Source organism: Undibacterium sp. Ji42W (genome assembly GCF_049340405.1).
GTDB lineage: Bacteria > Pseudomonadota > Gammaproteobacteria > Burkholderiales > Burkholderiaceae_D > Undibacterium.
In genome coordinates this window covers 133,706-159,877 of sequence record NZ_JBMPOV010000003.1, presented here as the reverse complement: position 1 = coordinate 159,877, position 26,172 = coordinate 133,706, and the positions used below count along the sequence as shown (strand labels likewise).

At 51.9% G+C, this 26,172-nt stretch carries 20 protein-coding genes; 12 read left to right on the top strand and 8 right to left on the bottom strand.

The genetic code is table 11. The features are described from left to right. Positions 1-137 precede the first annotated feature (137 nt). From ACO0LG_RS06980 to ACO0LG_RS06960, 5 genes are all read left to right on the top strand, one after another. Positions 138-1,211, top strand: coding sequence for a ligase-associated DNA damage response exonuclease (locus ACO0LG_RS06980; RefSeq protein WP_423024687.1), 1,074 nt, complete (start codon positions 138-140; stop codon positions 1,209-1,211). Beyond that, positions 1,204-2,850 carry an ATP-dependent DNA ligase gene (locus ACO0LG_RS06975; protein WP_423024685.1) on the top strand — a complete coding sequence of 549 codons (1,647 nt, stop codon included), beginning with the start codon at positions 1,204-1,206 and terminating at the stop codon, positions 2,848-2,850. Before ACO0LG_RS06980 ends, ACO0LG_RS06975 begins: the two co-directional genes overlap by 8 nt. Then, a complete protein-coding gene (locus ACO0LG_RS06970) occupies positions 2,834-5,308 on the top strand; it encodes a ligase-associated DNA damage response DEXH box helicase (RefSeq protein WP_423024683.1) in 2,475 nt (824 codons plus the stop codon). Before ACO0LG_RS06975 ends, ACO0LG_RS06970 begins: the two co-directional genes overlap by 17 nt. Further along, on the top strand, positions 5,305-5,955 hold the full coding sequence (pdeM, locus tag ACO0LG_RS06965) for a ligase-associated DNA damage response endonuclease PdeM (protein ID WP_423024681.1): 651 nt from the start codon (positions 5,305-5,307) through the stop codon (positions 5,953-5,955). The genes ACO0LG_RS06970 and pdeM overlap by 4 nt, the downstream gene beginning before the upstream one ends. Positions 5,956-6,099: 144 nt before the next feature. After that, positions 6,100-7,086 (top strand): Ku protein, encoded by a 987-nt coding sequence (locus ACO0LG_RS06960; RefSeq protein WP_423024679.1) that lies wholly within the window; start codon positions 6,100-6,102, stop codon positions 7,084-7,086. A gap of 85 nt (positions 7,087-7,171) precedes the next feature. On the opposite strand, the gene ACO0LG_RS06955 is transcribed toward ACO0LG_RS06960, so the two are convergent. Both ACO0LG_RS06955 and ACO0LG_RS06950 read right to left on the bottom strand, forming a co-directional pair. Further along, positions 7,172-7,348, bottom strand: a complete 177-nt coding sequence (locus tag ACO0LG_RS06955; RefSeq protein WP_423024677.1) for a DUF3606 domain-containing protein — start codon at positions 7,346-7,348, stop codon at positions 7,172-7,174. 39 nt (positions 7,349-7,387) lie between these two features. Next, entirely contained in the window at positions 7,388-7,543 is a 156-nt protein-coding gene (locus tag ACO0LG_RS06950; protein ID WP_423024675.1) for a hypothetical protein, read from the bottom strand. 244 nt (positions 7,544-7,787) lie between these two features. Between ACO0LG_RS06950 and ligD the strand changes: the two genes are divergently transcribed. From ligD to ACO0LG_RS06930, 4 genes are all read left to right on the top strand, one after another. Next, positions 7,788-10,403 carry a DNA ligase D gene (gene ligD / locus ACO0LG_RS06945; protein WP_423024673.1) on the top strand — a complete coding sequence of 872 codons (2,616 nt, stop codon included), beginning with the start codon at positions 7,788-7,790 and terminating at the stop codon, positions 10,401-10,403. A gap of 43 nt (positions 10,404-10,446) precedes the next feature. Then, positions 10,447-12,147, top strand: coding sequence for a RecQ family ATP-dependent DNA helicase (locus ACO0LG_RS06940; RefSeq protein ID WP_423024671.1), 1,701 nt, complete (start codon positions 10,447-10,449; stop codon positions 12,145-12,147). Positions 12,148-12,348: 201 nt separating this feature from the next. Beyond that, positions 12,349-13,656: an Nramp family divalent metal transporter gene (locus tag ACO0LG_RS06935; protein ID WP_423024669.1), complete on the top strand. Its 1,308-nt coding sequence runs from the start codon at positions 12,349-12,351 to the stop codon at positions 13,654-13,656. A gap of 185 nt (positions 13,657-13,841) precedes the next feature. Further along, positions 13,842-14,048 carry a hypothetical protein gene (locus ACO0LG_RS06930; RefSeq protein WP_423024667.1) on the top strand — a complete coding sequence of 69 codons (207 nt, stop codon included), beginning with the start codon at positions 13,842-13,844 and terminating at the stop codon, positions 14,046-14,048. A gap of 157 nt (positions 14,049-14,205) precedes the next feature. On the opposite strand, the gene ACO0LG_RS06925 is transcribed toward ACO0LG_RS06930, so the two are convergent. From ACO0LG_RS06925 to ACO0LG_RS06910, 4 genes are read right to left on the bottom strand one after another with little or no spacing between them, the layout of a single operon-like run. Next, positions 14,206-15,648, bottom strand: a complete 1,443-nt coding sequence (locus ACO0LG_RS06925) for an efflux transporter outer membrane subunit (protein WP_423024665.1) — start codon at positions 15,646-15,648, stop codon at positions 14,206-14,208. A gap of 6 nt (positions 15,649-15,654) precedes the next feature. Beyond that, a complete protein-coding gene (locus ACO0LG_RS06920; RefSeq protein ID WP_423024663.1) occupies positions 15,655-18,876 on the bottom strand; it encodes an efflux RND transporter permease subunit in 3,222 nt (1,073 codons plus the stop codon). Between the two features lie 40 nt (positions 18,877-18,916). Beyond that, positions 18,917-20,152 (bottom strand): efflux RND transporter periplasmic adaptor subunit, encoded by a 1,236-nt coding sequence (locus ACO0LG_RS06915; protein ID WP_423024661.1) that lies wholly within the window; start codon positions 20,150-20,152, stop codon positions 18,917-18,919. A 58-nt stretch (positions 20,153-20,210) separates the two neighbouring features. Next, a complete protein-coding gene (locus tag ACO0LG_RS06910) occupies positions 20,211-21,143 on the bottom strand; it encodes an alpha/beta hydrolase (protein ID WP_423024659.1) in 933 nt (310 codons plus the stop codon). A 186-nt stretch (positions 21,144-21,329) separates the two neighbouring features. Between ACO0LG_RS06910 and ACO0LG_RS06905 the strand changes: the two genes are divergently transcribed. After that, on the top strand, positions 21,330-22,361 hold the full coding sequence (locus ACO0LG_RS06905) for a LysR family transcriptional regulator (RefSeq protein WP_423024657.1): 1,032 nt from the start codon (positions 21,330-21,332) through the stop codon (positions 22,359-22,361). A 78-nt stretch (positions 22,362-22,439) separates the two neighbouring features. Here the strand turns inward: ACO0LG_RS06905 and ACO0LG_RS06900 are convergent, their stop codons facing one another. Next, on the bottom strand, positions 22,440-22,802 hold the full coding sequence (locus ACO0LG_RS06900) for a hypothetical protein (RefSeq protein WP_423024655.1): 363 nt from the start codon (positions 22,800-22,802) through the stop codon (positions 22,440-22,442). On the opposite strand from ACO0LG_RS06900, the gene ACO0LG_RS06895 reads away from it, so the two are divergent. Continuing rightward, positions 22,801-22,926: a hypothetical protein gene (locus ACO0LG_RS06895; protein ID WP_423024653.1), complete on the top strand. Its 126-nt coding sequence runs from the start codon at positions 22,801-22,803 to the stop codon at positions 22,924-22,926. The two genes, ACO0LG_RS06900 and ACO0LG_RS06895, sit on opposite strands and share 2 nt — an antisense overlap. A gap of 18 nt (positions 22,927-22,944) precedes the next feature. On the opposite strand, the gene ACO0LG_RS06890 is transcribed toward ACO0LG_RS06895, so the two are convergent. Next, positions 22,945-24,966, bottom strand: a complete 2,022-nt coding sequence (locus tag ACO0LG_RS06890; protein ID WP_423024651.1) for an ATP-binding protein — start codon at positions 24,964-24,966, stop codon at positions 22,945-22,947. Between the two features lie 661 nt (positions 24,967-25,627). Here ACO0LG_RS06890 and ACO0LG_RS06885 point away from each other — a divergent pair. Further along, a complete protein-coding gene (locus ACO0LG_RS06885; RefSeq protein ID WP_423024649.1) occupies positions 25,628-26,095 on the top strand; it encodes a hypothetical protein in 468 nt (155 codons plus the stop codon). Positions 26,096-26,172 lie beyond the last annotated feature (77 nt).

Genomic DNA, 26,172 nt, shown 5'->3' with positions numbered 1-26,172 from the left:
CTCAGGGATGTTCATCCCCACATAAAGTTCGCTGTCGCACAGAGATGCCACCATATCTCTGCCATCATCAATGTAAATTACAATAGTCCCAACAGCGGGCTGCCTATTAATTGAATGGATATGCAAAAGGGGATCTGGTGGGTGATCTGGTTATTAATCGCAAGGAAGGCCTGTATTGCGTGCCGGGTGATTTCTACATCGACCCCTGGCGCCCGGTACCGCGTGCCATCATCACGCATGCGCACTCTGACCATGCCAGGATAGGGAACGAACACTATCTGACGGCAGCGGCTGGCGTCGGCGTGATGAAATCAAGGCTGGGTGATATCAGCATAGAAGGGCTGGAATACGGCGAGCAGCGCGTACACAATGGCGTGACGATCTCCCTGCACCCTGCCGGACATGTGCTGGGTTCTGCCCAGGTCAGGATGGAATACAAGGGCGAAGTATGGGTGGCCTCTGGCGACTACAAGATAGAGGCCGACGGCACCTGCGCCCCTTTTGAATCGGTCGCCTGCCATACCTTCATTACTGAATCCACCTTTGGCCTGCCTATCTACCGCTGGCAGGCTCAGCAAAGTATTTTTGATGACATCAACCAGTGGTGGCGCAATAATGCCGCGCAGGGCAGGACCAGCGTGCTGCTCTCTTATTCATTCGGCAAGGCACAGCGCATTTTGCATGGGCTCGATGCCAGCATAGGCAGCATTATCTGCCATGGCGCAGTCGAACCATTGAACCATGCTTACCGCGAAGCCGGCATACGCTTGCCAGCGACAAAAATGGTCAACGATGTCAGCGACAAAAATGAACTCAAACAGTCGATCGTCATCGCTCCGCCTTCTGCTGGCAATTCGCCATGGATAAAACGCTTTGGCGATTTCAGCGATGCCTTTGCCAGCGGCTGGATGCAGTTGCGGGGCGCACGGCGCAGGCGTGGCGTGGACAGGGGTTTTGTGCTGTCTGACCATGCCGACTGGCCGGGCCTGATGCAGGCGATCAATGCGACAGGTGCCTCACGCATCATTGTCACTCATGGATCGATACCCGTCATGGTGCGTTATTTGCAGCAACAAGGCTTGCAGGCATCTGGCTTTGAGACTGAATATGGAGATGAAGACGAAGCCTCTGCAACAGCAGCAGTAACAATAACAACAGCAACAACAGCCGTAGCAGAACCATCAACATCCGAAGAAGGCGATCATGCGTGAATTCGCCCAGCTCTACGCCCAACTGGATGAGACCACATCCACCAACCGCAAGCTGGATGCCTTGAAAACGTATTTCAGCCAGTCGCCGCCTGATGATGCGGCATGGGCAGTGTATTTTCTGGCGGGCGGCAAACCACGTCAGGCAGTACCGAGCAAACTGTTGCGGCAGTTTGCCATGGAATATGCCAACATCGAAGAATGGCTGTTTGAAGAATGCTATCAGGCGGTAGGCGACCTGTCAGAAACCATTGCCCATGTCCTGCCACCACCTGTGCGGGAAGCCCATGTCGGCCTGGCAAACTGGATGCTGGAAAGAATCGCCCCTCTGCGTGGCGCAACACCAGAGGTGATACGCAGCGCCCTGTTTTCTTTTTGGGATGAACTGACCACACCTGAACGTTTTTTGCTGGGCAAGCTGATAGGCGGCGGCTTTCGTGTCGGCGTATCCAAACTACTGGTGACGCGCGCACTTGGCGATGTCGCCAAAGTCGATAACAAGCTGATCGCACAAAGGCTCATGGGCTGGACAGATGGCCGTGTGGCACCAACAGCAGACGGCTTCATGAAACTGATAGCCCCTCAGTCAGACCAGGAACATCGTTTGCGTGGTGGCCAGCCTTACCCGTTTTTCCTGGCGCATCAGTTATCCGCTGGGCCAGAATCCCTGGGTGACATCACTGGCTGGCAGGCAGAATGGAAATACGATGGCATACGTGCGCAACTGCTGCGCCGTGACAACCAGACTTATCTGTGGTCGCGTGGTGAAGATCTGATTACTGAACGCTTCCCGGAAATAGCCGCCGTCCCCCTGCCAAATGGCACCGCCATTGATGGCGAAATCCTGGTGTGGACGGAAGACCGCCCTGCCCCGTTTGCTGATTTGCAAAAACGCATAGGCCGCAAGAGCCTCACGGCAAAACTCTTGTCCGAGCTGCCAGCCGTGCTGGTGGCCTATGATTTGCTGGAGCTGGAACAGGCTGACTTGCGCCATCTGCCACAGCATGAACGACGCGCCTTGCTGGAAAAATTGGTCACCAGCGTCAACGACCCCATGCTCAGGATTTCTCCCGTTTTAGAGAAGCCGAACTGGCAGAACCTGGCCTTGTTACGCCAGAACTCCCGTGCACTGGGTGTCGAGGGCATGATGCTCAAGGCTGTCAATGCCCAATATGGCGTGGGCCGCACCAAGGATGTGGGCACCTGGTGGAAATGGAAAATCGACCCTTATTCCATTGATGCAGTATTGATCTATGCGCAAAGTGGCCATGGCCGCCGTGCATCGCTGTATACCGACTATACTTTTGCTGTATGGGATGAAGATGCCAGCGGCAAACGCTTACTCGTGCCTTTTGCCAAAGCCTATTCCGGCTTGACAGATGCTGAAATTGCCCAGGTTGATGCCGTGATCCGCAAGACCACCATAGAAAAATTTGGCCCGGTACGCAGCGTCAAACCCAGCATGGTGTTTGAAATCGGTTTTGAAGGTATCTCGCTTTCCACGCGGCATAAGGCTGGCATTGCAGTACGTTTCCCACGCATACTGCGGCGACGTGAAGACAAGCAGATAGAAGAAGCCAATACCCTGGATGACTTGAAAAATTTACTGGCTACTAGCAAAGCGCATGAGCCTGGCAACTAAGGCAGTCAAAGACTGGTTTGCTGCAAAGGGATGGAAAACCTTTCCCTTCCAGCGTGAAGTCTGGACAGCGGCGCAGGCCGGCGAGTCTGGCATTTTGCATGCGAGTACGGGCTCAGGCAAAACCTATGCGGTCTGGTTTGCTGCGCTGTTGCGTGCCATGGAAAAAAATCCAAATAAAAGAAGCGCAGCAGGTCTCAGGGTAGTGTGGATCACGCCCATGCGGGCGCTGGCAGCAGATACCTTGCGAGCCTTGCAAGAGCCCCTGACTGAGTTGCCAAATGAGTTATTGCCACACTGGAGTATAGGTGCACGCACCGGTGATACCGGCTCTGCCGAGCGCGCGCGGCAGGCCAAGGCCTTGCCTGCGACCCTGATCACCACACCAGAAAGCCTGTCGCTGATGCTCAGCAAGAACGATGCCCAGGCACAGTTCACTCAATTGGACATGATCATTGTCGACGAGTGGCATGAGCTGATGGGTAACAAGCGCGGCGTACAAACCCAGCTGGCCATCGCCAGGCTGAAGGCATGGAATCCGCAATTGCTGGTCTGGGGCTTGTCGGCAACCCTGGGCAACCTGGAACAGGCGCGCGACGCCTTGCTGGGTGTCGGCAATGGCTTGCTGGTGCAGGGCCAGACCCAGAAAAAGATCAAGGTCGATACGCTGATACCGGCCAATCCTTCCCGCTTCCCCTGGGCCGGTCATTTGGGGCTGCAAATGTTGCCCGCGGTTGCCGCAGAAATTGACAAGCATCAAAGTACCCTGGTCTTTACCAATACCCGCTCGCAGGCAGAAATCTGGTACCAGAACCTGCTGGAAGCGCGCCCCGATTGGGCGGGTGTCATCGCCCTGCATCACGGTTCGCTGGACAAGCAGGTACGGGACTGGGTTGAGCAAGGCCTGAAAGCGGGACAATTAAAGGCAGTGGTATGTACATCCAGCCTGGACCTGGGCGTGGATTTTTTACCCGTGGAACGGGTACTGCAAATCGGCAGCGCACGCGGGGTTGCACGCCTCATGCAAAGAGCCGGGCGCAGTGGCCATGCACCAGGGCGCGTGTCACGCGTGACGCTCGTACCCACGCATACACTGGAATTGCTGGAAGCTGCCGGTGCCAAGCAGGCCGTTGCCCTGCGCCAGATAGAAGCGCGTCAGATACCTGACAAGCCGCTGGATGTGCTGGTACAGCATGTGGTGACGGTGGCACTGGGTGGCGGCTTTCGCTCACAAGACCTGTATGCAGAAGTCAGGGCAGCATATTCCTACCGCAATCTGACCTCGGATGAGTGGCAGTGGGTGCTCGACTTTGTCGCACGCGGTGGACAGAGTCTGATTGCCTATCCTGAATACCATAAAGTGGTGATGGATGAAGGCGGTATCTATCGCGTGCCAGATCCCGCCATAGGCCGCAGGCACCGCATGGGCATAGGTACGATTGTTTCTGAAGCATCAATCAGCGTTAAATTCGTCAGCGGCAGCCGCATAGGGACGATAGAAGAATCCTTTATCTCGCGCTTGAAAAAGGGTGATCATTTTCTGTTTGGCGGCCGGATACTGGAGTTTATCCGCGTTTATGAAATGACAGCCTATGTCAAACGTGCGGTAGGTAAAAAGGGAACCATACCGCGCTGGCAAGGCGGTAAAATGCCCTTGTCTTCTGAACTGGCCCATGCAGCGCTGGAGCAACTGCGGCTCGCCGCTAGGCAAGAATTTGATGGCCCTGAAATGAAAGCACTGAAACCCTTGCTCGACATACAGCAACGCTGGTCTACCCTGCCAACGCCAGAGATACTCTTGATAGAAACCATGCAAAGCCGCGAAGGCTTTCACCTGTTCATGTACCCGTTTGAAGGGCGCGCCGTGCATGCGGGCCTGGCTGCGCTATTGGCCTATCGCATGGCAAAGCAGCAGGCCAATACCTTTTCCATAGGCTTTAATGATTATGGTTTTGAGTTGCTGGCACCGCAGCCAACAGACTGGGCTGTATTGTTTAATGCAGACTCAGGCAAAGAAGTAGCCCTGTTCAGCACCGACATGTTGCTGGAAGATGTCTTGCTGAGCCTGAATGCGACTGAACTGTCGCAGCGACGCTTTCGCGAAATTGCCCGCATTGCCGGGCTGGTATTCCAGGGCTACCCTGGCCAGCCAAAATCCAACCGCCAGTTGCAGGCATCATCAAGTTTGTTTTTTGAAGTATTCCGCAAGCATGATGCGGACAATCTGTTGCTGACCCAGGCCCAGCGTGAAGTACTGGAGCAAGAACTGGAACTGACACGCCTGCGCCAGACCTTGCAGCAACTACAGCAAAAACAAATTGTCTTACGTGAAATTGCCAGGCCTACGCCGTTTGCCTTCCCGCTCATGGTGGAGCTGTTCCGGGAAAAACTGAGTACTGAAAAACTCTCGGACCGCATCGCCCGTATGGTGCGCGAACTTGAAAAGGCAGCACAATCATGATGGCACTGGAACTTGAGGTCGCAGGTGAAATGCTCATGCTGTTGCCACAGAAAGCCATGTACTGGCCCAGCAATTCAACACTGATCATCGCCGATATTCACTTTGGCAAGGCATCTACTTTCCGCCGTCTGGGGGTACCAGTACCCCATGGCACGACTGCACAAAATCTTGATCTGCTGGATGAACTGATGATGCTCTATCCTATTGAGCATATTGTTTTTCTGGGGGACTTCTTGCATGCACCAGATATTTCAGCAACCACGCTACAAAGCCTGCTCAACTGGCGAACTACCCATCCCGCACTTGACATGACCCTGGTACGTGGCAACCATGATGTGCGGGCAGGCGACCCACCGCAGGAATTAGGTATCCATATCGTCAATGAACCATTTCGCAGCGGCCCGTTCGCTTTTTGTCATTACCCTGATGTTGAAAGCGACGGTTATGTGCTGGCTGGCCATGTGCACCCGTCTTTTCATTTATATGGACGGCGTGATTCACTGCGCTTGCCCTGTTTTGTCGTTGGTGAACGGCGCACGATACTGCCAGCATTTGGCGCTTTTACAGGAACCTATTCCATGTCCCCGCAAGCAGGAGAGCAGATATTTATTATTGCGGATGACAGCGTCATGAAAATTGGCGGTTAAATCATTGCATTGCTATCGCAGCATACTCCTACAAGATTTTCGTTATCTTCTTACATCCTTTGCACAGGATGAAGAGCAGCATGGATGCTGCACGAGGTATAACATAAATTTTCAGCGTTGAAATATAATCAGGCAGGAGTCAATATGGCACATGCAATATGGAAGGGTGCGATCAGCTTTGGTCTGGTCCATATACCTGTGGAGCTTTTTTCAGCAGTCACAGACAATGCACTTGATCTGACCATGCTGGACAAGCATGATTTTTCTCCTATCGGTTTCCGTCGCTATAACAAGGCAAGCGGCAAGGAAGTCAAATGGGAAGACATCGTCAAGGGCTATGAATACAAGCCGGATGAATATGTTGTTCTTTCAGATGAAGACTTGAAACAGGCCAATGTCAAAGCAACACAGACTATCGATATCCAGTCCTTTGTCGATGCCAGTGAAGTGCCGCTGACCTTTTACGAGCAACCTTATTTCTTGGTCCCTGACAGAGGTGGCGACAAGGTGTATGCCCTGTTGCGAGAAACCTTGCGCAAGGCAGACAAGGTAGCGATTGCCGAAATCGTGATCCGCACCAAACAGCATTTGTGCGCCTTGCTGACCATAGATGATGCGATAGTCCTCAATACCTTGCGTTACAGTGATGAAATACGTGACACGGGTGAATTGAAATTACCCGCCAAGAGTGCAAAGACTGCGGGAGTTTCCGACAAGGAAATTACCATGGCAATGTCGCTGGTCGATGGCATGACAGAAGCATGGAACCCTGCGCAATACCATGATACTTATCACGAGGATGTGCTGGCACTGGTCAAGAAAAAAGTAAAGGCCAGACAAACCAAGACCATCACCATGCCAGAGGCAGAGAAAGAAGAAAAACCGCGCAGTGCACAAGTGTATGACCTGGTTGGTTTGCTGCAACAAAGCCTGGGCAAGAAACCTACCCCGAAGATTGCTCCCAAGAGTACTGCCAAAGCAGCTTCTGACAAGGAGGGGAAACCTGTATCTATCCGTAAAAAATCCACTTCAGTTGTCAGCAAGAGCAAAGCAAAGCCTGTCGCAAAAACTAGCAAAGCTGCGCCAGCAAAAGCCAAAGCTACTCCCCCCAAACAAAGACGCAGTGCCTGATATCCGGCAAACAGGTACAGTGGAAATTTAGCAGCCTGGCAAGTATCAAAAATACTGCCAGGCCGTTCAACATTGTTGTTGCAAACTAATGTTTTAAATGCTTTTCTACCGCAACAGCACTGGTACCTACTTCTTGCACGGCAGTGACCAGTTCATCTTTGGTGCAGTCAAATTTCCGGGTCCAGTAAGCGACCTCCCATGGTTCACTCACGTTCACTCTTGAAGCATCTTGCGGACCACGGTTTTGCAGATTATCGGCCATGTCAGCCCCCTTTGTTTTTTTGCGGTACCAACACCCTGATTATGGTGCAGGCTGACCTTTTACGGCGTTACGGTATTTGGCCTTGGCAGCCAGTTTCTTTTCTGCTTCTGCGGCAATATTGGTACGCTTTATTTCACGTTTTTCCTGCTTGCCACGGTGTTGCGCTTCATCTTTATTGCCTATGCGTTTTGTCATTACTTTCTCCTGATAAATAATTGAATGATGTCAAGCATCCATAACAGCAGATGCCGTGAAATGCCAGAGTAGACCATGCACTTAGGCTTGTATGTAGGAGGATAAACGAAGCAGATGTAGGATAGCTAGGCATGTTCCTACACGCTTGTAATCACCCGGCTGATAGCTCGCCTGACGCCATGAATTTATGCTTTGCACTGTCCCTCCGATCAATACAAACGGATTCCAAGGCAGAAAGTTCATCATGGCAAAACCAGACGCGTTGCAAAAATATAAATCCAAGCGCGATTTTTCGATCACGTCTGAACCTGCAGAAGGGGGTACGCCCAACGAAAAGGCACGGGCTTTTGTCATTCAAAAACATTGGGCAAGCAGTCTGCATTATGACTTTCGTATAGAGCTCGATAGCACCATGAAAAGCTGGGCAGTACCGCGTGGCCCAAGTTTTGACACTCGTGACAAGCGTATGGCTGTGCATGTCGAAGATCATCCTATTTCCTACAATAGCTTTGAGGGGACTATCCCGGCAAAACAATATGGTGCCGGCAAGGTCATCATCTGGGACAAGGGTTATTGGAAACCTCTGGGTGATGCACGACAAGGCTATGAAAATGGCAATCTGAAGTTTGAGTTGTTTGGTCACAAACTGCGTGGAAAATGGGCGCTGATCAAAATGCGCAATGCCAAAGGCAAACAGGAAGCCTGGCTGTTGATCAAGGAAAAAGATGCGTTCGCCCGCCCTGCCAGTGAATTCAGCGTTGTCGATGAACAGGCTGACAGTGTCAAGGCGCTGGCAATGCCGGTCATGGAAAGCGATGAATCAAATGCAGAAGCGGTAGAGACAGGAACTACCAAAGAAGCATCCAACGCCAGCGGACCGCCTGCACTGGCAAAAGCAGCCAAGCTTCCGACTGAGCTCAAGCCCCAGCTCGCCACTCTGGTGAATAGCGCACCGGCAAGTGTGGATGACTGGTTGTTTGAAATCAAGTTTGATGGCTATCGTCTGTTAAGCCGGGTAGAAAACGGCAAGATACAGCTGTTCACCCGCAACCAGAATGACTGGACAAAGAAGCTCCCTCGACTGCACGAGGAATTGCTAGGCATGGATTTACCCAATGGCTGGTATGACGGTGAAATCGTGGTACTCAATGATGATGGCAAACCGGACTTTGGCGCGCTGCAACTGGCTTTTGATGACAACAATACCCGAGACATCAATTATTTCATTTTTGACCTGCCCTACTGTGCCGGTCAAGATCTGCGTGAAGTCCCGTTGTGGGAAAGGCGTCAGGTGCTGGAACGCATCATGCAAAGGCAGGCGTCTGACCTGGTACGCTTCAGCGGTATATTCGATCATGACCCTGGCGAAATTGTCACTGCCGCGTGCCAGATGGGTCTGGAGGGTGTAATCGGAAAACTGAAATCTTCGGCTTATGTATCACGGCGCAGCAATGACTGGATCAAGCTGAAATGTGCGCAGCGCCAGGAGTTTGTCATTGGCGGTTTTACCGAACCGCAAGGTTCACGTATAGGTATAGGTTCATTATTGCTTGGTGTGTATGACAATGATGGCAAGTTGCAATTTGCTGGCAATGTAGGCACTGGCTTTAATGATAAAAACCTCAAATCCTTGCGCACGCAACTCAATGGCCTGGTAAGTGCTGAGCGCCCGTTTGCTGGCGACACGGGCATAGACAGCAAATCACACTGGGTTATACCTGAGCTGGTTGCTGAAGTCAGTTTCGGCGAATGGACCAGTGCCGGTCACATCCGGCATTCGGTCTTTCAGGGTCTGAGGACAGATAAACCAGCCAACTCCATCGTGCGCGAGCAAGCGGTGAACCCTGCATATGCTGCATTAGCAGATAAAAAGCGGCCTGGCAAATGGCAGCAAATCAGGAATGTGGCAAAGCCAGAAAAAGGAGCGACAGCAAAGAGAGGTATAAAAAAAGATGTGCATGAATCACTGCCAGCAGACTTCAAGATCACACATCCTGAACGCATTATGGATGAGGAAAGCGGTACTACCAAGCTGCAACTCGTGCGTTACTATGCCCTGATCGCGCCCCTGATGATGGAACACCTGAAAGACCGGCCATTGGCGCTGGTACGCGCCCCTGCTGGCGTCAGTGGTGAATTATTTTTCCAGAAGCACGCCGATACCAGAACGCTGCCCGGTGTCAGCCAGACTCGCGATAATTTACTGCCCGGTCACCCCGGTTTGCTGGTGATCAAGAAGCCGGAAGGCCTGATCTACTCAGCTCAATGGAATACCGTAGAAGTGCACACCATGAATGCTACTGCGGCCTCATTCGACAAACCAGACCGCATGATGTTTGACCTTGATCCCGGCGAAGGTGTGGACTGGAAGTCAGTGCAGGAAGCAGCAAGTCTGATGCAGGCCATGCTGGCAGAACTGGAACTGCAGCCATTCCTGAAAACCAGCGGTGGCAAAGGCCTGCATGTCGTGGTACCGATCAAGAAGCGCTATGACTGGAATACTGTCAAGGATTTTTCTGAAGCTATCGTCACCCATATGGCAAATACCATTCCCGAGCGGTTTGTCAGCAAAAGCGGCCCCAAAAATCGCGTGGGGAAAATATTCATTGATTATCTCCGTAATGGTCTGGGCGCTACCACCGCTTGCGCCTGGTCGGCGCGCGCCAGACCTGGGATGGGTATATCGATCCCAGTCAATTGGGAAGAACTGGACAAACTGCGTGGTGGCAATCACTGGACAGTACATACAGTAGATGAACGCCTGGATGTGGGAAATGGACCCTGGAAAGATTATGCCGATTCAACCAGGTCATTAACAGCCAGTATGAAAAAACTGGGTTTTAAAGCTGCACGTAAATAATATTTTCTTCTTCAAACCAGCTCAATTACATTCAAAGTTATCCATGTCAACAACATCACTTAAAGTCATCGCCCAGAGGAAGAAACAGGTGAACAGCTTGCTGCACGAGGTATTTGGTATTGCGAAGTTTCGCAATGGCCAACAGTCTGTGATAAACAGTGTGCTGGAAGGCCGGGACACGCTGGCCATCATGCCAACCGGAAGTGGAAAATCGCTTTGTTACCAAATCCCTGCGGCAGTTTTTGATGGCGTGACCATCGTCGTTTCGCCGCTGATCTCCCTGATGAAAGACCAACTGGAAAAACTGACAGAGCTGGGCGTGCATGCCAGCCAGCTCAATAGTAGCCTCAGCCATACGGAAGAACAATCTGCACTCGATGACATCATCAACGGCAGAAGCAAGATCATATTTTGTACACCAGAGCGTCTTACTTCACCAGATTTTTTACAGTTGCTTGTGACAATCAACGTTGCCCTGGTAGTGATTGATGAAGCACATTGCATTTCACAATGGGGCCATGATTTCCGCCCTGCCTATCTCGAACTCGCAGCGGCAATCCGCAGTCTGCACCGTCCTCCCATACTTGCACTGACGGCCACCGCAACGGCAGACATCATTGCAGACATGGAAAAACAACTGGGCATGGTCAAACCCAATGTCATCAACACCGGCATCTACCGTAAAAACCTGCGTTATCGCGTCATCCAGACCACTAATGAAGAAGAAAAATTGGCGCTGGTAACAGACATGATCAGGGAGAGCAAGGGTACAGGCATCATCTATGGCACAACGGTCAAGGCAGTCAATGCCCTGTATGAGCACTTGCAAAAGGGTAAGGAAAGTGTGGCTTGCTACCATGGAAAATTGTCTGCCGCAGAACGCAAAAAAAATCAGGAATTGTTCATGAGTGGTGCTTGTCGCCTGATGGTGGCAACCAATGCGTTTGGCATGGGCATAGATAAAAGCGATATACGCTTTGTGATTCATTTGCAGGTGCCTGCCTGTCTGGAAACCTATTATCAGGAGTCAGGCCGTGCCGGGCGCGATGGCTTGCCAGCTGATTGCAGCTTGCTTTATTTCCAGGACGATAAACGCGTGCAGCAATTCTTCCTGACAAAAAACTATCCTGACGCGCACGAACTGCAGGCGCTTTCGTTACAGTTACAAGAAATGAGTGTGCAAAAACCAGCCCTGTCCTTTATCGACATCAAGGACAAGCTGGTCGATATGCCAGCCAGCAAATTGAAAATCAGCCTCAAGCTGCTCAAGGATGGTGGTGTGCTGCGACAGGATCGTAAATTGAACTACCTGCTCAAGCCAAAGCAGGCAACGCCGGAAATATTTTCTGAATTAAGCGTAACTTACCAGCAGAAGCAGGACGCCAGCCGCATTGCTTTGGAAAAAATGGTGTCCTATGCGCAAAGTGGATTTTGCCGCTGGAAATTATTGCTCGACTACTTTGACGATGACCATGACTTCAAGCAATGCTGCCAGTGCGATAACTGCCTGTCTCCGCCTGAAGTCATGGCTGAAGAAAATAGTCCGCTGGAAATTCTTATTCCTCCTGCACCCAATGGAGAAGAACACAAAGAACTTGTCCCCGCTTTTGAAGTGGGATCACAGGTCAGGTTGAAGAAATTCGAAGTGGGGACTGTGATTGCAGTTGAAGGTGAGCAGGTTACGGTGAAATTTCCAGAAAATCTTGTGAAAACCTTTTTGCGGGATTTTGTCATGCCTGCATAAGTGTACTCGCCCGTTCAGCCTCTTTGCATAGCGTCTTTCTCCTACATCAACAGGCGCTGGAGACTGACTCACCACGTTAGAAACGGGTTTTATGATGCAGCAATAAATCTTGCCGGAAAAAGACAAGCTATTCCACACATCAAAAAAAGTCCGGTGACTGACACCTGTAAAAAGATAGAGAAAATAGAAACAGAGAAAAATATGACGCCACCAGCAGAAACAGTTGAGACCGCGGCAACGCTGGCAAACAATGATAATAACGATAAGGACTCAGTCCTGGCCAAGCTGGGGCCAGGACTGATTACGGGCGCTGCAGATGATGACCCTAGCGGCATTGCCACGTATTCACAGGCAGGTGCGCAGTTTGGTTTTAACATGCTATGGACAATATTGCTGACATATCCGCTCATGTGCGGCATACAGATAGTCAGTGCACGCATAGGCAGGGTCAGCGGTCACGGGCTGGCAAGCAATATCGCTCGGCATTATCCTAAATGGCTGTTGTACTTCATCGTAGGCTCCTTATTGGTCGCCAATTGCATCAATATCGGTGCCGATCTGGCAGCCATGGGTGAAGCAAGCAAGCTGCTATTAGGCGGTCAGGCTAAATGGTATGCCATTGTTTTCGGCCTCATCTCCATCGTGTTGCAGGTGTTTATCCCGTATCAGCACTATGTACGGGTATTGAAATGGTTGACGCTTGCCCTGCTGGCTTATGTGGCGACGGTGTTTGTAGTGCGCATCCCCTGGGGCCAGGTAGTGCTGAGCACTATCATTCCGCATATTTCAATGAAAGCTGAATATCTGACGATGATCGTCGCAGTATTTGGCACCACCATCAGCCCTTACCTGTTTTTCTGGCAAGCCTCACAGGAAGTGGAAGAATTACGCGCAAAGCCGGAAGAAACCGCATTGTTGAAAGCACCTTTGCAGGCGATCAAAAGTTTGAGGCGCATCAATATTGATACCTTTATCGGCATGGGGTTTTCCAACATGGTAGCTTTTTTCATCATGCTGACTACGGCGGTGACTTTGCATATGCATGGGCAAACCGAGATACAGTCGTCAGCGCAGGCTGCGGCAGCTTTGAAACCCATTGCTGGTGAATTTGCGTTCCTGCTGTTCAGCCTCGGCATCATTGGTACAGGCTTGCTGGCTATTCCTGTACTTGCCGGTTCTTCTGCCTACGCGATTGCAGGCAGTTTCAAATGGAAAAATAGTCTTGAGCACACCGCTACCCAAGCAAGGGAATTTTACGCTGTGATTGCAGTGTCAACTGTCATCGGTGTCATTCTCAGCCTCAGCAATATTGATCCTATCAAGGCGCTATTCTGGAGCGCCGTCATCAATGGTGTGATCTCTGTGCCAGTCATGGTCGTCATGATGCTGATGGCCGCCAAGCCTGCTGTAATGGGGCAATTTGTCATTTCCCGTCGGTTAACAATACTTGGGTGGCTGGCTACCGCAATGATGGGCGCAGCCGTTGTTGCCATGGCATTCACAGTCTGAGTAGATTCCATGCATAAATACCATTCAGGCAAGAATGAACAGGCGCTCTCTTACAAGCATTGGCAGCCTAGTCCGATGGTTGTAAGCAGATCAAATGCCTAAAATAAAATCAATAAGCAATAAGCGGTATTTTAAAATCAGCTGAAATGAAATCAGCTCATGAAACAAGTTAATTGGAGGTTAAAATGATCATAGTTAAAAGCGTAGGCAGAGGCATTTTGCGAGCGACCGTCCGTCTCGAAACGCTCGAATATGGAAACGGCTGGACAGTCGGTGTAGAAATCAATGGCATCATGGTGCATCATCCCGACAAGGATTTATACCTGACTGAACAGGATGCACTGATTGCTGGCGATGAAGTTGTTGATGCCATGGTGCCGACACTGCATTAATAGCAAAAAAACAGCGTACTTCTTGAAAGAAATACGCTGTCAAAACCAGAACTTGTTCTGGGAGGGAGGAAATTGCGGTATAAATTGTTAGTCAGCGTTTGCCATGTTGGACTGGGTATTCGCTTCCAATAGTATTGATGATGTCACGGGAGCAGAATTACGTACGTCCCCAGCCACCACCAATAGCACGTATCAAACTTACGGCCGACTTGGCACGCGCGCCATCTAACTGTGCGGCGATGCGCTGTTGCTGCAATACGGTACGATCAGCATCGATCACATTCAGGTAACTGACCGAGCCTTCGCGGTATTGCACATGCGAGAGTTTCGCTGCCCGCTCTGCAGCCTGCACCGCATTGTCTTGTGCCTGGGTCTGGTCGCGCAAGATACGTAAGTCGGCCAGGTTATCTTCAATTTCCCTGAAAGCATTCAGCACGGTCTGACGGTAATTGGCGACGTCTTCTTCATAGACTGCGCCTGCCCTGTCCACACTGGCCTGGCGGCGGCCACCATCAAACAGCGGCATGGACAACAAAGGCCCCAACAGGAAGGTGCGGCTGCTCCAGTTTAACAAATCACCCAGGCTGGCTGATGCATAACCGGCCGAGCCTGTGATATCCAGCCTGGGGAAGAAGGCTGAACGTGCTACACCGATGCGGGCATTGGCAGCGGCCATGCTGCGTTCTGCTGCGGCGATATCCGGTCTGCGTTCCAGCAAGTCTGACGGCAAACCAGCCGGGATATTGACAGCAATGCGTGACAAGGGTCGTGGCGAGAAATTGAATTCTGCCGGTGTCTTGCCCAGCAAGACTGCCAGTGCATGTTCTGCCACCGCACGGCTACGCGCCAGACCCAGCGATTCAGATTGCGCCGTTGCCAGTTCTGCCTTGGCGCGTGCCAGATCAAGCTCGCTGATATCGCCTTCATTAAAACGGGTTTGTACCAGCTTCAGGGTCTTCGAGCGCAACTCTACGGTGGCGGCATACAAAGCCTGCTCTGCATCCAGTTCACGCAACAAAAAATAGGCTTGCGCTACGTCGGCTTGCAAGGCCAGTTGCACGGACTGGAACAGGGCTTCAGTCTTTTGCGTATCTGCCGTTGCCGCCTCTATGCTGGAGGCCACGCGGCCAAACAGATCAAGCTCATACGATGCGCCAAGTTGGGTATTGTAGGTTGTGGAAGTCGGCATCCTGGTATTGTCGGGCAAACCCTGGGATGCCGGGGCAGCACGTCCACGGTTGGCACCCAGGCCTGCATTCACCTGCGGGAACAGGCCAGCACGCGCATCCTGTCTCAAGGCACGGGATTGCTTCAGGCGCGCGGCAGCAGCTTTGAGGTTCTGGTTGGCTGCCATGGCCTGGGTTTCCATCTCGTTGAGACTATCGTCTGCAAAGATTTTCCACCAGTCACCGCGTGCGACTTCTTCTGAAGGTTGAGCTTCTTTCCAGTTGCTATTTTTAGCCAACTCTTCCTTGTATGCAGCAGGGGTGGCGACTTGTGCCTTTTCATAAGTCGGTGCAACTGAACAGCCAGCCAATAACAGCAATAACATCAACAGGGATGAAGCAGACTTCAAGGGTTTGATTGTATTCATCATCATGCTTTCTCAAACTTTAACTACGCTGTGCGTATGGTCATGATCGTGGCCATGGTCATGTGCAATAGCTGGTGCTTCATGCACCACCGCAGAATGCAGCTTGCGGCCACCAGCAAGCGTACGCAGCAATACATAAAACACTGGCGTCAGGAACAGGCCAAACAGGGTCACACCCAGCATGCCAAAGAACACTGCGACACCCATGGCATGACGCATCTCGGAACCTGGGCCGCTGGAAATCACCAGTGGCACCACACCCATGATGAAGGCGATGGAAGTCATCAGGATAGGGCGCAGGCGCAAACGGCTGGCATCTATCGCGGCCTGCAAAGGCGTGCTGCCCTGTAGTTCAAGCTCCCGCGCAAATTCCACGATCAGAATCGCATTCTTGGCCGACAGCCCCACCAGTACCATAAGACCGATCTGGGTGAAGATATTGTTATCACCACCTGTCAGCCAGACGCCAGTCAGGGCCGCCAGCAAACTCATGGGCACGATCATGATGACGGCCAGTGGCAAGGTCAGACTTTCATACTGCGCCGCCAATACCAGGAACACCAGCAAGACACTGATAGGGAATACCCAGACACCGGCGTTGCCAGCGAGGATTTGCTGGTAAGTCAGGTCAGTCCATTCAAACTTGATACCGGCAGGTAGTGTTTTTGCCGCGATACGCTCTGCCGCTGCCTGCGCCTGGTTGGATGAATAACCCGGTGCCGGGCCACCATTGATATCTGCAGCGGTGTAGCCGTTATAACGCACCACCATCTCTGGACCAAAGCTGGGTGTCACCTTGACGAGGGAAGACAATGGCACCATTTCACCAGCAATGTTGCGGGTTTTCAGTTGCAGGATATCTTCCGGCTTGGCACGGTAAGGCGCATCTGCCTGAGCACGCACCTGGTACACACGACCAAAGCGGTTAAAGTCATTCACGTACAAAGAACCAAGGTAAATCTGCATGGTGTCAAACACGTCGGTAACCGGTACGCCCAATTGCTTGGCCTTGACACGGTCAAGGTTCACATCCAGTTGTGGCACATTAATCTGGTAGCTGGAAAACATGGGCCCCAGTTCTGGCGCTGTTTTGGCAGCGGCAATAAAAGCTTGTGCTGCTGCATCCAGTTCAGCATAACCCAGTGCACCCTTGTCTTCTATCTGCATCTTGAAACCACCCACCGTACCCAGACCCATGACAGGTGGTGGCGGGAAGACGGCAATGAAACCATCCTTGATCGCAGAATACTTTTGGTTAAGCTTGCCTGCAATTGCATCGGCAGACAGCTCCTTGCTGCGGCGCTCTTCAAACGGTTTCAGCGTCACAAAGACGATACCTGCGCTAGAGCTATTGGTAAAACCATTGATGGACAAACCAGGGAAGGCAACTGCACTTTCCACACCAGGTTCTTTCAAGGCGATGGCCGACATATCGCGGATGACTTTTTCAGTACGGTCCAGCGTTGCGCCATTTGGCAATTGCGTGAAACTGATCAGGTATTGCTTGTCTTGCCCCGGTACAAAGCCGCCCGGCACGATGTAGGAAATACCCACGGCTGCCGCCAGCAATACTACATACACCACCATGCTGGAAGCCTTGCGCGAGATAACACCAGCCACACCTTTGGAATACTTTTCAGAGCCGCGATTGAACATGCGGTTAAAGGCATTGAAGAAACGGCCAAACAGGCGGTTCATGACTTTGGTCAGCCAGTCCGGTTTTTCATCATGACCTTTGAGCAGGATAGCTGCCAGGGCTGGTGACAGAGTCAGCGAGTTGAAAGCCGAGATCACCGTCGATATCGCAATCGTCATCGCAAACTGTTTGTAGAACTGCCCGGTCAAGCCGGTCATGAAGGCCAGAGGTACAAATACCGCTACCAGCGTCAAAGCAATCGCAATGATAGGGCCGCTGACTTCACGCATGGCTCTATAAGTCGCCTCTTTCGGTGACAAACCAGCCGAGATATTTCTTTCCACGTTCTCTACCACCACAATCGCATCATCAACCACGATACCGATGGCGAGAACCATGCCGAACAGTGACAAAGCATTGATGGAATAACCAAAGCCCAGCATCAGCGAGAATGTACCGACGATGGATACGGGCACGGCAAGTAATGGAATCAGCGAAGCACGCCAGGTTTGCAGGAAGACGATCACCACCAGCACCACCAGCGCAATCGCTTCCAGCAAAGTCTCGACGACCGCATGGATGCTGGAGCGCACGAATTGCGTAGGGTCATACACGATCTTGTATTGTACCGAGCTAGGGAAGTCTGCCGACAATTCTTTCATGGCAGCACGCACCTGGTCAGACACGTCCAGCGCATTGGCACCTGGTGCCTGGAAGATAGGTATCGCTACTGCCGGTTTATTGTCGAGCAAGGAGCGCAAGCCATATTCAGACGCAGCTAGCTCTATGCGCGCCACGTCCGCGAGGCGGGTGACTGCACCATCGGCAGATGTCTTGAGGATGATCTCGGCAAATTCTGCTTCTGATTTCAAGCGGCCTTGTGCATTCACATTGAATTGCAAAGGCGTGCCAGGCACATTAGGTGAGGCACCAATGACACCAGCCGCCACCTGCACGTTTTGCTCGCGTATGGAGTTCACCACGTCAGAGGCAGTCAGGCCACGCTGTGCGACTTTTTGCGGGTCCAGCCAGACGCGCATGGCGTAATTGCCAGAGCCAAACAAGCCCACTTCACCCACACCCTTGATACGTGCCAGACGGTCTTTGACATTCAGCACCGCATAGTTGCGCAGATAAGTCATGTCATAGCGGTCATCTGGTGAAATCAGATGCACGACCATGGTCAGCGCAGGAGAACTCTTGATCGTCGTCACCCCCAAGCGCTGTACGTCGGCAGGCAGGCGTGGCAAGGCTTGCGAGACACGGTTTTGTACCAGTTGCTGCGCCTTGTCAGGATCGACACCGAGCTTGAAGTTAACGGTCACCGTCAGGTTGCCATCACTATTTGCCTGTGACTGCATGTACAGCATGTTTTCCACACCGTTGATGGATTCTTCCAGCGGAGAAGCCACGGTTTCTGCAATCACCTTGGGATTGGCACCGGGATATTGCGCACGCACCACGACGGAAGGCGGCACCACCTCGGGATATTCCGAGATAGGTAGCTGGAACATGGATAACGCACCAGCCAGCAGGATAATTACCGATAACACCCCGGCGAAGATGGGGCGGTCGATAAAGAATTTTGAGATATTCATGATATTTTTCTATCTGAGTCGATATTTTTGTACGCAACGATTAAGACTTGTTAGCCGGAGTCGCTTTATCTTCAGCGCCTGCAGCCGGGGTTGCAGGGACAGGATTCGCTTTACTCATCGCCACCATATTCGGCGTGATGGTGTCACCAGGCCGTGTACGTTGCAGGCCATTGACGACGATGCGTTCGCCAGCTTTCAGGCCAGATTCCACGATCAGCAAATCTTCCTGCCTGCTACCCAAGCGCACTTCGCGGTAAGCTGTGTGATTTTCCTTGTCAACCGCCAGCACGAAGCGTTTGCTTTGATCTGTGCCCACGGCTTTTTCATCTATCATCAATGCTGCATGAGGTGCACCGCCACCCAGTCGTATACGGGCATACAGGCCGGGCAGGAGCAGCCCATCCTGGTTTTCAAACACGGCACGTACACGTATGGTTCCTGAAGATGTATCAACCCGGTTGTCGATGGAAACCACCTTGCCCTGGCGGGAATAACCGTCTTCATTGGCCAGGCCCAGGAAGACTGGTACCTGGGTATTTTTCGCTTGCGCCGGGTTGACGTATTTCAAGAAGCTTTGTTCATCCACATCAAAAGAGGCATACACTTGCGACACCGATACCAGCGTACTCAAAGGTGGTGAGCTGGCACCGACTGCAATGACGTTGCCGACAGTGACTTCGGCACGAGAGATGCGGCCTGCAACAGGTGCGGTGATCTGGGTATATTCAAGATTGAGTTTGGCTGTCTTCAATGCCGCTTGCGCTGCCAGTACATTGGCGGCGGCTTCACGCGATGCATTTTGTTTTTCTTCAAAGTCACGGCGGGCGATGGCGTTTTCACCTAGCAGTCTCTCACCTCGGGCAACGTCAGAACCGGTATACGCTGCGCGTGCCTCGGCAGCAGCCAGTTGCGCCTGGAAGCGTGCCACTTCAGCCGCATACGGGCGCGGGTCTATGGTAAACAGCAAATCACCTTTCTTGACCAGGCTGCCATCCTTGAAATGCACGGCAGTCAAGGTACCACCCACCAAAGGACGTATCTCGACACGGTCGACCGCTTCTAGCTTGCCAGAATAATTTTGCCAGTCAACGATATTGCGGCTGACAACTTCAGCGACATCAACGGTGGTTGCAGGTGCTGCGCCTTTGGGAGCCGCATCACTGGCCTCAACTTTGATGGCACCTATAGTGCCTGCAGCAGCAATCAACAGGACAATGGCGGCGCTGATGGCGATGGATTTACGGCTTGGTGCGGTGGAGCTAGTAGATTCAGACATGATATTCCTCGTGGATGTTGGATGTAAATTACTGAGTTCTTGAGAGTCTTTTGTTTTGTCAGACATTTTGTTTTTCCTCCAGGGATACGGAGGCAGATGTGTTCAAATCAGATGAAGACGAAGATGAGACAGCAAGGCGGCGACGCAAAAAATCTGCCACTTCTACCAGCACGGGCTGATGCTCGGGCAAAGAGGCATGCTTGATCCCGGCAAAGCGGGCTACCTGCACAGGCACACCAACGGTGATCAGGGCTGCTGCATATTTTTCTGCTTCCACATGCAGGACATCATGTTCAGCAGTAGCGATAAAGGCGGGTGACAAACCGCCGAGGCGGCTGGATTCCAACGGCGCAGCATAGGGGTGCAGGCGTTGCAATGAGCGTGGCAGATATTGGCCGTAGCAATGCGCACATTCTTGCGGGGTCAGGTCAGATTCCAGTTTCTTGGCGTCACCCAGGCGTGTCATGCTGGGGTCCAGCATCGGGCCTATCAATGCCTGCGCCAAAATCGGCGGGGCATTGCGGTCACGCGCTATCAGCGTCAGGCAAGTCGCCAGGTTGCCACCAGCATCGTCACCCGCTACTGCCAGACGGCTCGCGTCAGCCTTGATACTGGCGGCGTTCTTGATGGCCCACAGCATGGCGGTGTAAGCATCTTCCGGCGCAGCAGGAAAAGGTTTGGCCGGGGCCAGTGAATAACCCACGGACAAGACGATGACATTGCTGTTACGCGCAATGAAGCGTGCTGGTACATCGGCATCATTCAGGGAACCGCTGATAAAACCGCCACCATGGAAATACAGCACCACCGGCAAAACCGCGTTACCCTGAGGGCGATACAGGCGCACAGGAATGACACCAAGCGGGCCAGGAATCAGGAAATTATCTATCTGCAAAGACAGCTGAGCCGTCTTTGTGGTTTTCTTTCTTTTCTTGACAGTGTTGCCGGGGTTGCCATAGATATCGGGAATTGTTGCTGTTTCGTCCATCATATTGTCGCCAATCGCGTCAGAGCTTAGTGAATGGACCGAATAGTAGGCGCGATGCGCTTCCGGATAAACGCCTATAATCCAACATGACTATTCCGTCAGGCCGACTAATCAAGCGTCAAATTAGGTTTATACTTCGTTCAGACGAATAGTCCTTGACTATGCCAACCAGTTATTCAGGAGTACCGCATGGACCGCTTCCAGGCAATGCAAGTTTTCACCCGCGTGGTGGATTCCAACAGTTTTACCCGCGCCGCCGATAACCTCGGCTTGCCGCGTACCACCGTCACGACCATCATCCAGAACCTGGAAAGCCTGTTGCAGGTGCGCCTGCTGAACCGCACTACCCGCCGCCTGAGCCTGACGCCAGACGGCGCGGCCTATTATGAGCGTTGCGTGCGCATACTGGCTGACGTGGACGAGACTGAATCCTCATTCCAGAACGTGGCGCGCGGCCCCAAAGGGACTTTGCGCATTGATGTGCCGACCTCGATAGGCAGGCTGATCCTGTTGCCGCAAGTTTGTGAGTTTTATTCGCGCTATCCCGACATCAAACTGGTCATGGGCATGGGTGACCGCATGGTCGATATGGTGCAGGAAGCGGTTGACTGCGTCATCAGGGTAGGTGAGTTGCAGGATTCCAGCATGGTCGCTCGCCGCATAGGGACGTTCCAGAGCATCACCTGCGCAGCGCCAGATTATCTCGACACTCATGGTGAACCACAGACCATAGAAGATCTGCAGCATCACCAGGCAGTGCATTATTTCTCCAGTCGCACAGGCCGCAATCTGGATTGGGATTTTGTTGTCGATGGCAAGACCGTCGATGTTGCAGTCAATGGCAAAATATCAGTCAATGATTCAGAGGCCTATATCGATTGCGCGGTCAAAGGGTTTGGCCTGATACAGGCACCGCGCTTCATGCTCATGCCGCATCTGCAATCTGGTGCATTGCGTGAAGTATTGCCGCAATGGACACCCGCCCCCATGCCTATCTCGGTGGTGTACCTGGCCAACCGGCATTTGTCACCCAAGGTGCGCGCCTTTGTTGACTGGGTTGCAGAACTGTTCCCGCGCTGCCCCTTGTTCAGTGGACGCGATGCAGAATTGCTCAGCGGCATGGGTGAATGTACTTTCGCTGGCAAACCTGAGCAACGTCCTGCCCACAATACTTTGCGCTCTGTCATTGAGCAGAAAAATATTGCTGAAAGTGTGTTTTAAACGCCTGTCTCCAGCGCACGCCGCATGACGGAAGAACGTGTCAGTCCTGGCACACCTGCATCCAGGTCTGTCAGTGCATCACCAGTCTCGATGCGCAATCAGGGTAGCAACGGCAGCAATGATATTGTGTCCGGCTTTGAAGAAGAGAACAGTATTGAAAGCAAACGCAGTAGCGTTAATAATTCCATGCAGAGCCAGTTGCTCTCTCGCCTGAAAAGCAAGGATGAAGCTGGGGTATCTGACACACACAAAACCCTTTTCAGACGATGCACCATTCAAGTCGCTGGTGAATTTCATCAACAAAAAATTTAATGCCGACATGAACGTGCTGATCGTCCAGCCGGATGAGAACGGCAGGTCTGTTGTATTGCTCACCAATTGCACCGGAAATAATGATGTGATCATCCTACAAAAAGGGGCGCATTTTGGAGCGGTGACCATGGTGCCTGCTACCAGCCAGCAAAGCAAACCTGGTTTGCTCGACATACTGGCCTTGCCCAGTTCCAGGCTCATGCAGATATCTGACAAGCTGGCAAAGCCGAATGGCTTGTCACGCAAGATTTAAGGAAAAAGCTGAGCTGGCTTACAAATCACTGCCGCGCTGTGCGGCACCGGGCAAGGTAAACCAGAATACGGTACGCACACCGGGTTGTGATTCAAAACCTATGCTGCCGCCCATGGTCTCTACCAGGTTCTTGGTGATGTTCAAACCCAGGCCCGCGCCGCCCAGGTTTTTTTCACCATGTTCTTCTGCCTGGGCAAACTTGCCAAAAATACGCGGACGGAATTCATCAGGGATACCGGCACCATGGTCTTCGACTTCTATTCTGAACATATCCTCCTCATGCTTGAGCCGGATTTCCACCTGTACATGTTCAGGTGAATATTTGGCTGCATTGGACAAGAGGTTGGCAAACACCTGCATGATGCGTTCAGGGTCGCCCATGACCCAGGCTGACTTGGCATATTCGGTCAAGACAAAAGAAGTCTGGCGCTCTTGTGCATAGACGGTATTTGCATCTATCGCCTGCAAGGCCAGGGCGGCCAGATCGACTCTGCGGATTTCAAAACGCATGTGACCAGAGCTGATCTTTTCCATGTCGAGGATATCGTTGACCAGGCCGGTCAGGCGCTTGCTGTTGTTATGGGCTATGCGCACCAGTTGCAAGGCCTTGGGAGTAAGCTCCATCAGCGTGCCTGATTCCAGCAAGCCCAGTGCGCCCCGGATGGAAGTGATGGGAGTACGCAATTCATGGCTGACCGTAGAAATGAAGGCAGCCTTCATATTATCTACTTGCGTTCGCTGGGTGATATCACGCGCAATTGTGGAAGCACCCATGACGTTTTGCTCGCCATCATGAACCGGTGACATGGCAACAGAGAGCTGGATTTTTTCACCGTTCTTGCGCAGCCCTGTCACTTCAAAATGGCTGACCCGCTGCCCCTTGATGATGCTACCGAGATGTACAGAACTGGCGATCACGTCATTATTTGCATATAGGAGCCTGGAAGAACGGCCCAGCACTTCGGCTGCCCGGTAAGAAAACAATTTCTCTGCCCCTGCGTTCCAGCTGGTGATGATCCCATCCAGGGATTCGCCGATGATGGCGTCTTCAGAACTGTCTATGATGGCAGATAATTGCGACAGCCTGGCAGCAGCTTGCAACTGCTTTTCAAATTGTCTGACGATGACAGCACCAAAAATCAGCAGGATGATGATCAGCACGCCATTGCCTATGCCTTGTACGATGGCACTGGAACGCCATGCCTCCAGTACTTCTTCCCTGGATAGTGCGGCCACCGCTATCAGTGGAAATTGTTCAAGACGGCTATAACCGACGATGCGTTCTATGCGATCCAGCTTGGAGGTTGTTGAAAATGTGCCGAATTTATTGACAGCAATCTGCTCGCGGAAGATAGGGCTGTTAATGTATTTTTTTCCCAGCGCGCCGACTATCATGGGCCTGCGCAGGATCAAGGTACCATCATCTGTCAGCATGGCGATAGAACCTTTTTTGCCGAGGTTGATACTGTTGAAATATTTGAGCAGGAAATCAACATCAATATGTGCCAGCACCATGCCGCCGTATTCACCATTCTTTTGATCGAGGCGATGCGACATCAGGAAAACCCAGCTGCCATCCTGCGCCACTTTAGCGGATTTACTGATGTACCAGCCAGCGTCTGCATGTGTCTGGTGATAGGCAAGATTATCGTGTTCGAGTTCACTGGCCTGGGTAAAGCCGGTATTGCTTGATGCCATGACCTTGCCGTGTGCGTTGATCACCGTCATGAGTTTTAACTGGGGCAGGTTGTCCATCTCGCGCTTCAGGGTCAGCGTTAGTTTGTCACGCTGATCCAGGTAGCTGGCGTCTTGTTCCAACCTGTCCAGGACAGAAATGATGGCAGCATCCACAGCCTTGAGCGTATCACCGGAATGCTGGGCCATGGCCTGCGCCAGATTACCGGCGGCCACATCACCGGCACGCATGGCCATCTCATGGGTTTTCCACATTTGCCAGATGCTATTGCCAGTCAGGACCGTGCATACCAGCGCAATAAACACATACATGGCTAACTTGATGGAGGTGCGCTTCACTGGCATTAAGGTATTCACTCAAGATCGACGGAAAAGGATATCTGCCCTGCTGACATGTTCATTGGAATACGCTGCATCACATTGGCTGCGTTCCAGGAGTGCATCATTGTAAGTTGTCTGTCATAAATAGGCGAATGAATCAGCAGCCTTGCGATGCAACTATATCTGTTCCATCGCTACTGCTGGTTTCACCAGTCAAGACAAGCAGATGCGCTGCTCAATTACCTGCCAATTACTCCCGATTACCTCAGTATTAAATTTCCCTTGATACAAGATAGTAATAAATTGTTACGTATTTCGACCTTGACAAATATTAATAATAAATTAACCTTGAATGATTGACATGCAAATAAAGTAATAAGCATATGTAATTAATTTCCTCGCCTGCAATCTCTCCCTTTTGATGATTTTTGAGTGTTTGAGCCCGTTTCCAAACGGCTCGGGGTGGATTGTTGTCGCCGTTTTTTTTGCATGTACTGATTTGCATCACATCAGGGATTTTGAACGTGTCACCTGGCTGTAACAGTGGCGCGTGTTGTAGCTGCAAGGCAGGGGCCTGGCTTCTGTTTGTTGAATATTGTTGTCCAAAATTTTCTGGAACAGTAATCGGGTATCAGCAAAGCCCTATTCCGATTGTGTTTCAGTGCCAACCGAATGGAGAATTGTGATGGCGAAAGACAAGTATTTTGTAGAAGTATTGGCTGCTGATCCGGCGAATATTCCTGATGTGGTCTTGCTCAACGGCTTTGTGGGTCATTCTGCACTGGAAGGCTATACCAGGCTGTACCTGAATGCAGTCCTGAATGAATATTATGAAATCCCCAGCGAGGCAATCTTGCACACGGCAGCACCGTCTGCCAGCAGCAATAATCCACTGGAAACCGCCTATGTGTGGATCAAGGCTGATGCCGAACTCATACGCAAAGGCAAGAGCGTGGCTGATACCAAACTCAGCTTCTTCAATGGGCCGATACAAAGTGCCCAGGCTGCATCTGCTGTATCTGCTGCCTCCAATGCTGCCCAGGCAGCGGTGGCTGGCGGCCCTACAGGCGTATTGAACTGCACACTAGCCCCGGCGCAATGCGGCAACACGGCGTGGCCAGGCTGCCCGGCTACGCCGAATAAATCAAATTGAAATACCGGATTGAAATATTCGTGATGTGAAGGGTCGCTGGCTGACCTTTTTCTCATGCGAATGTGTGAAGAATGGCG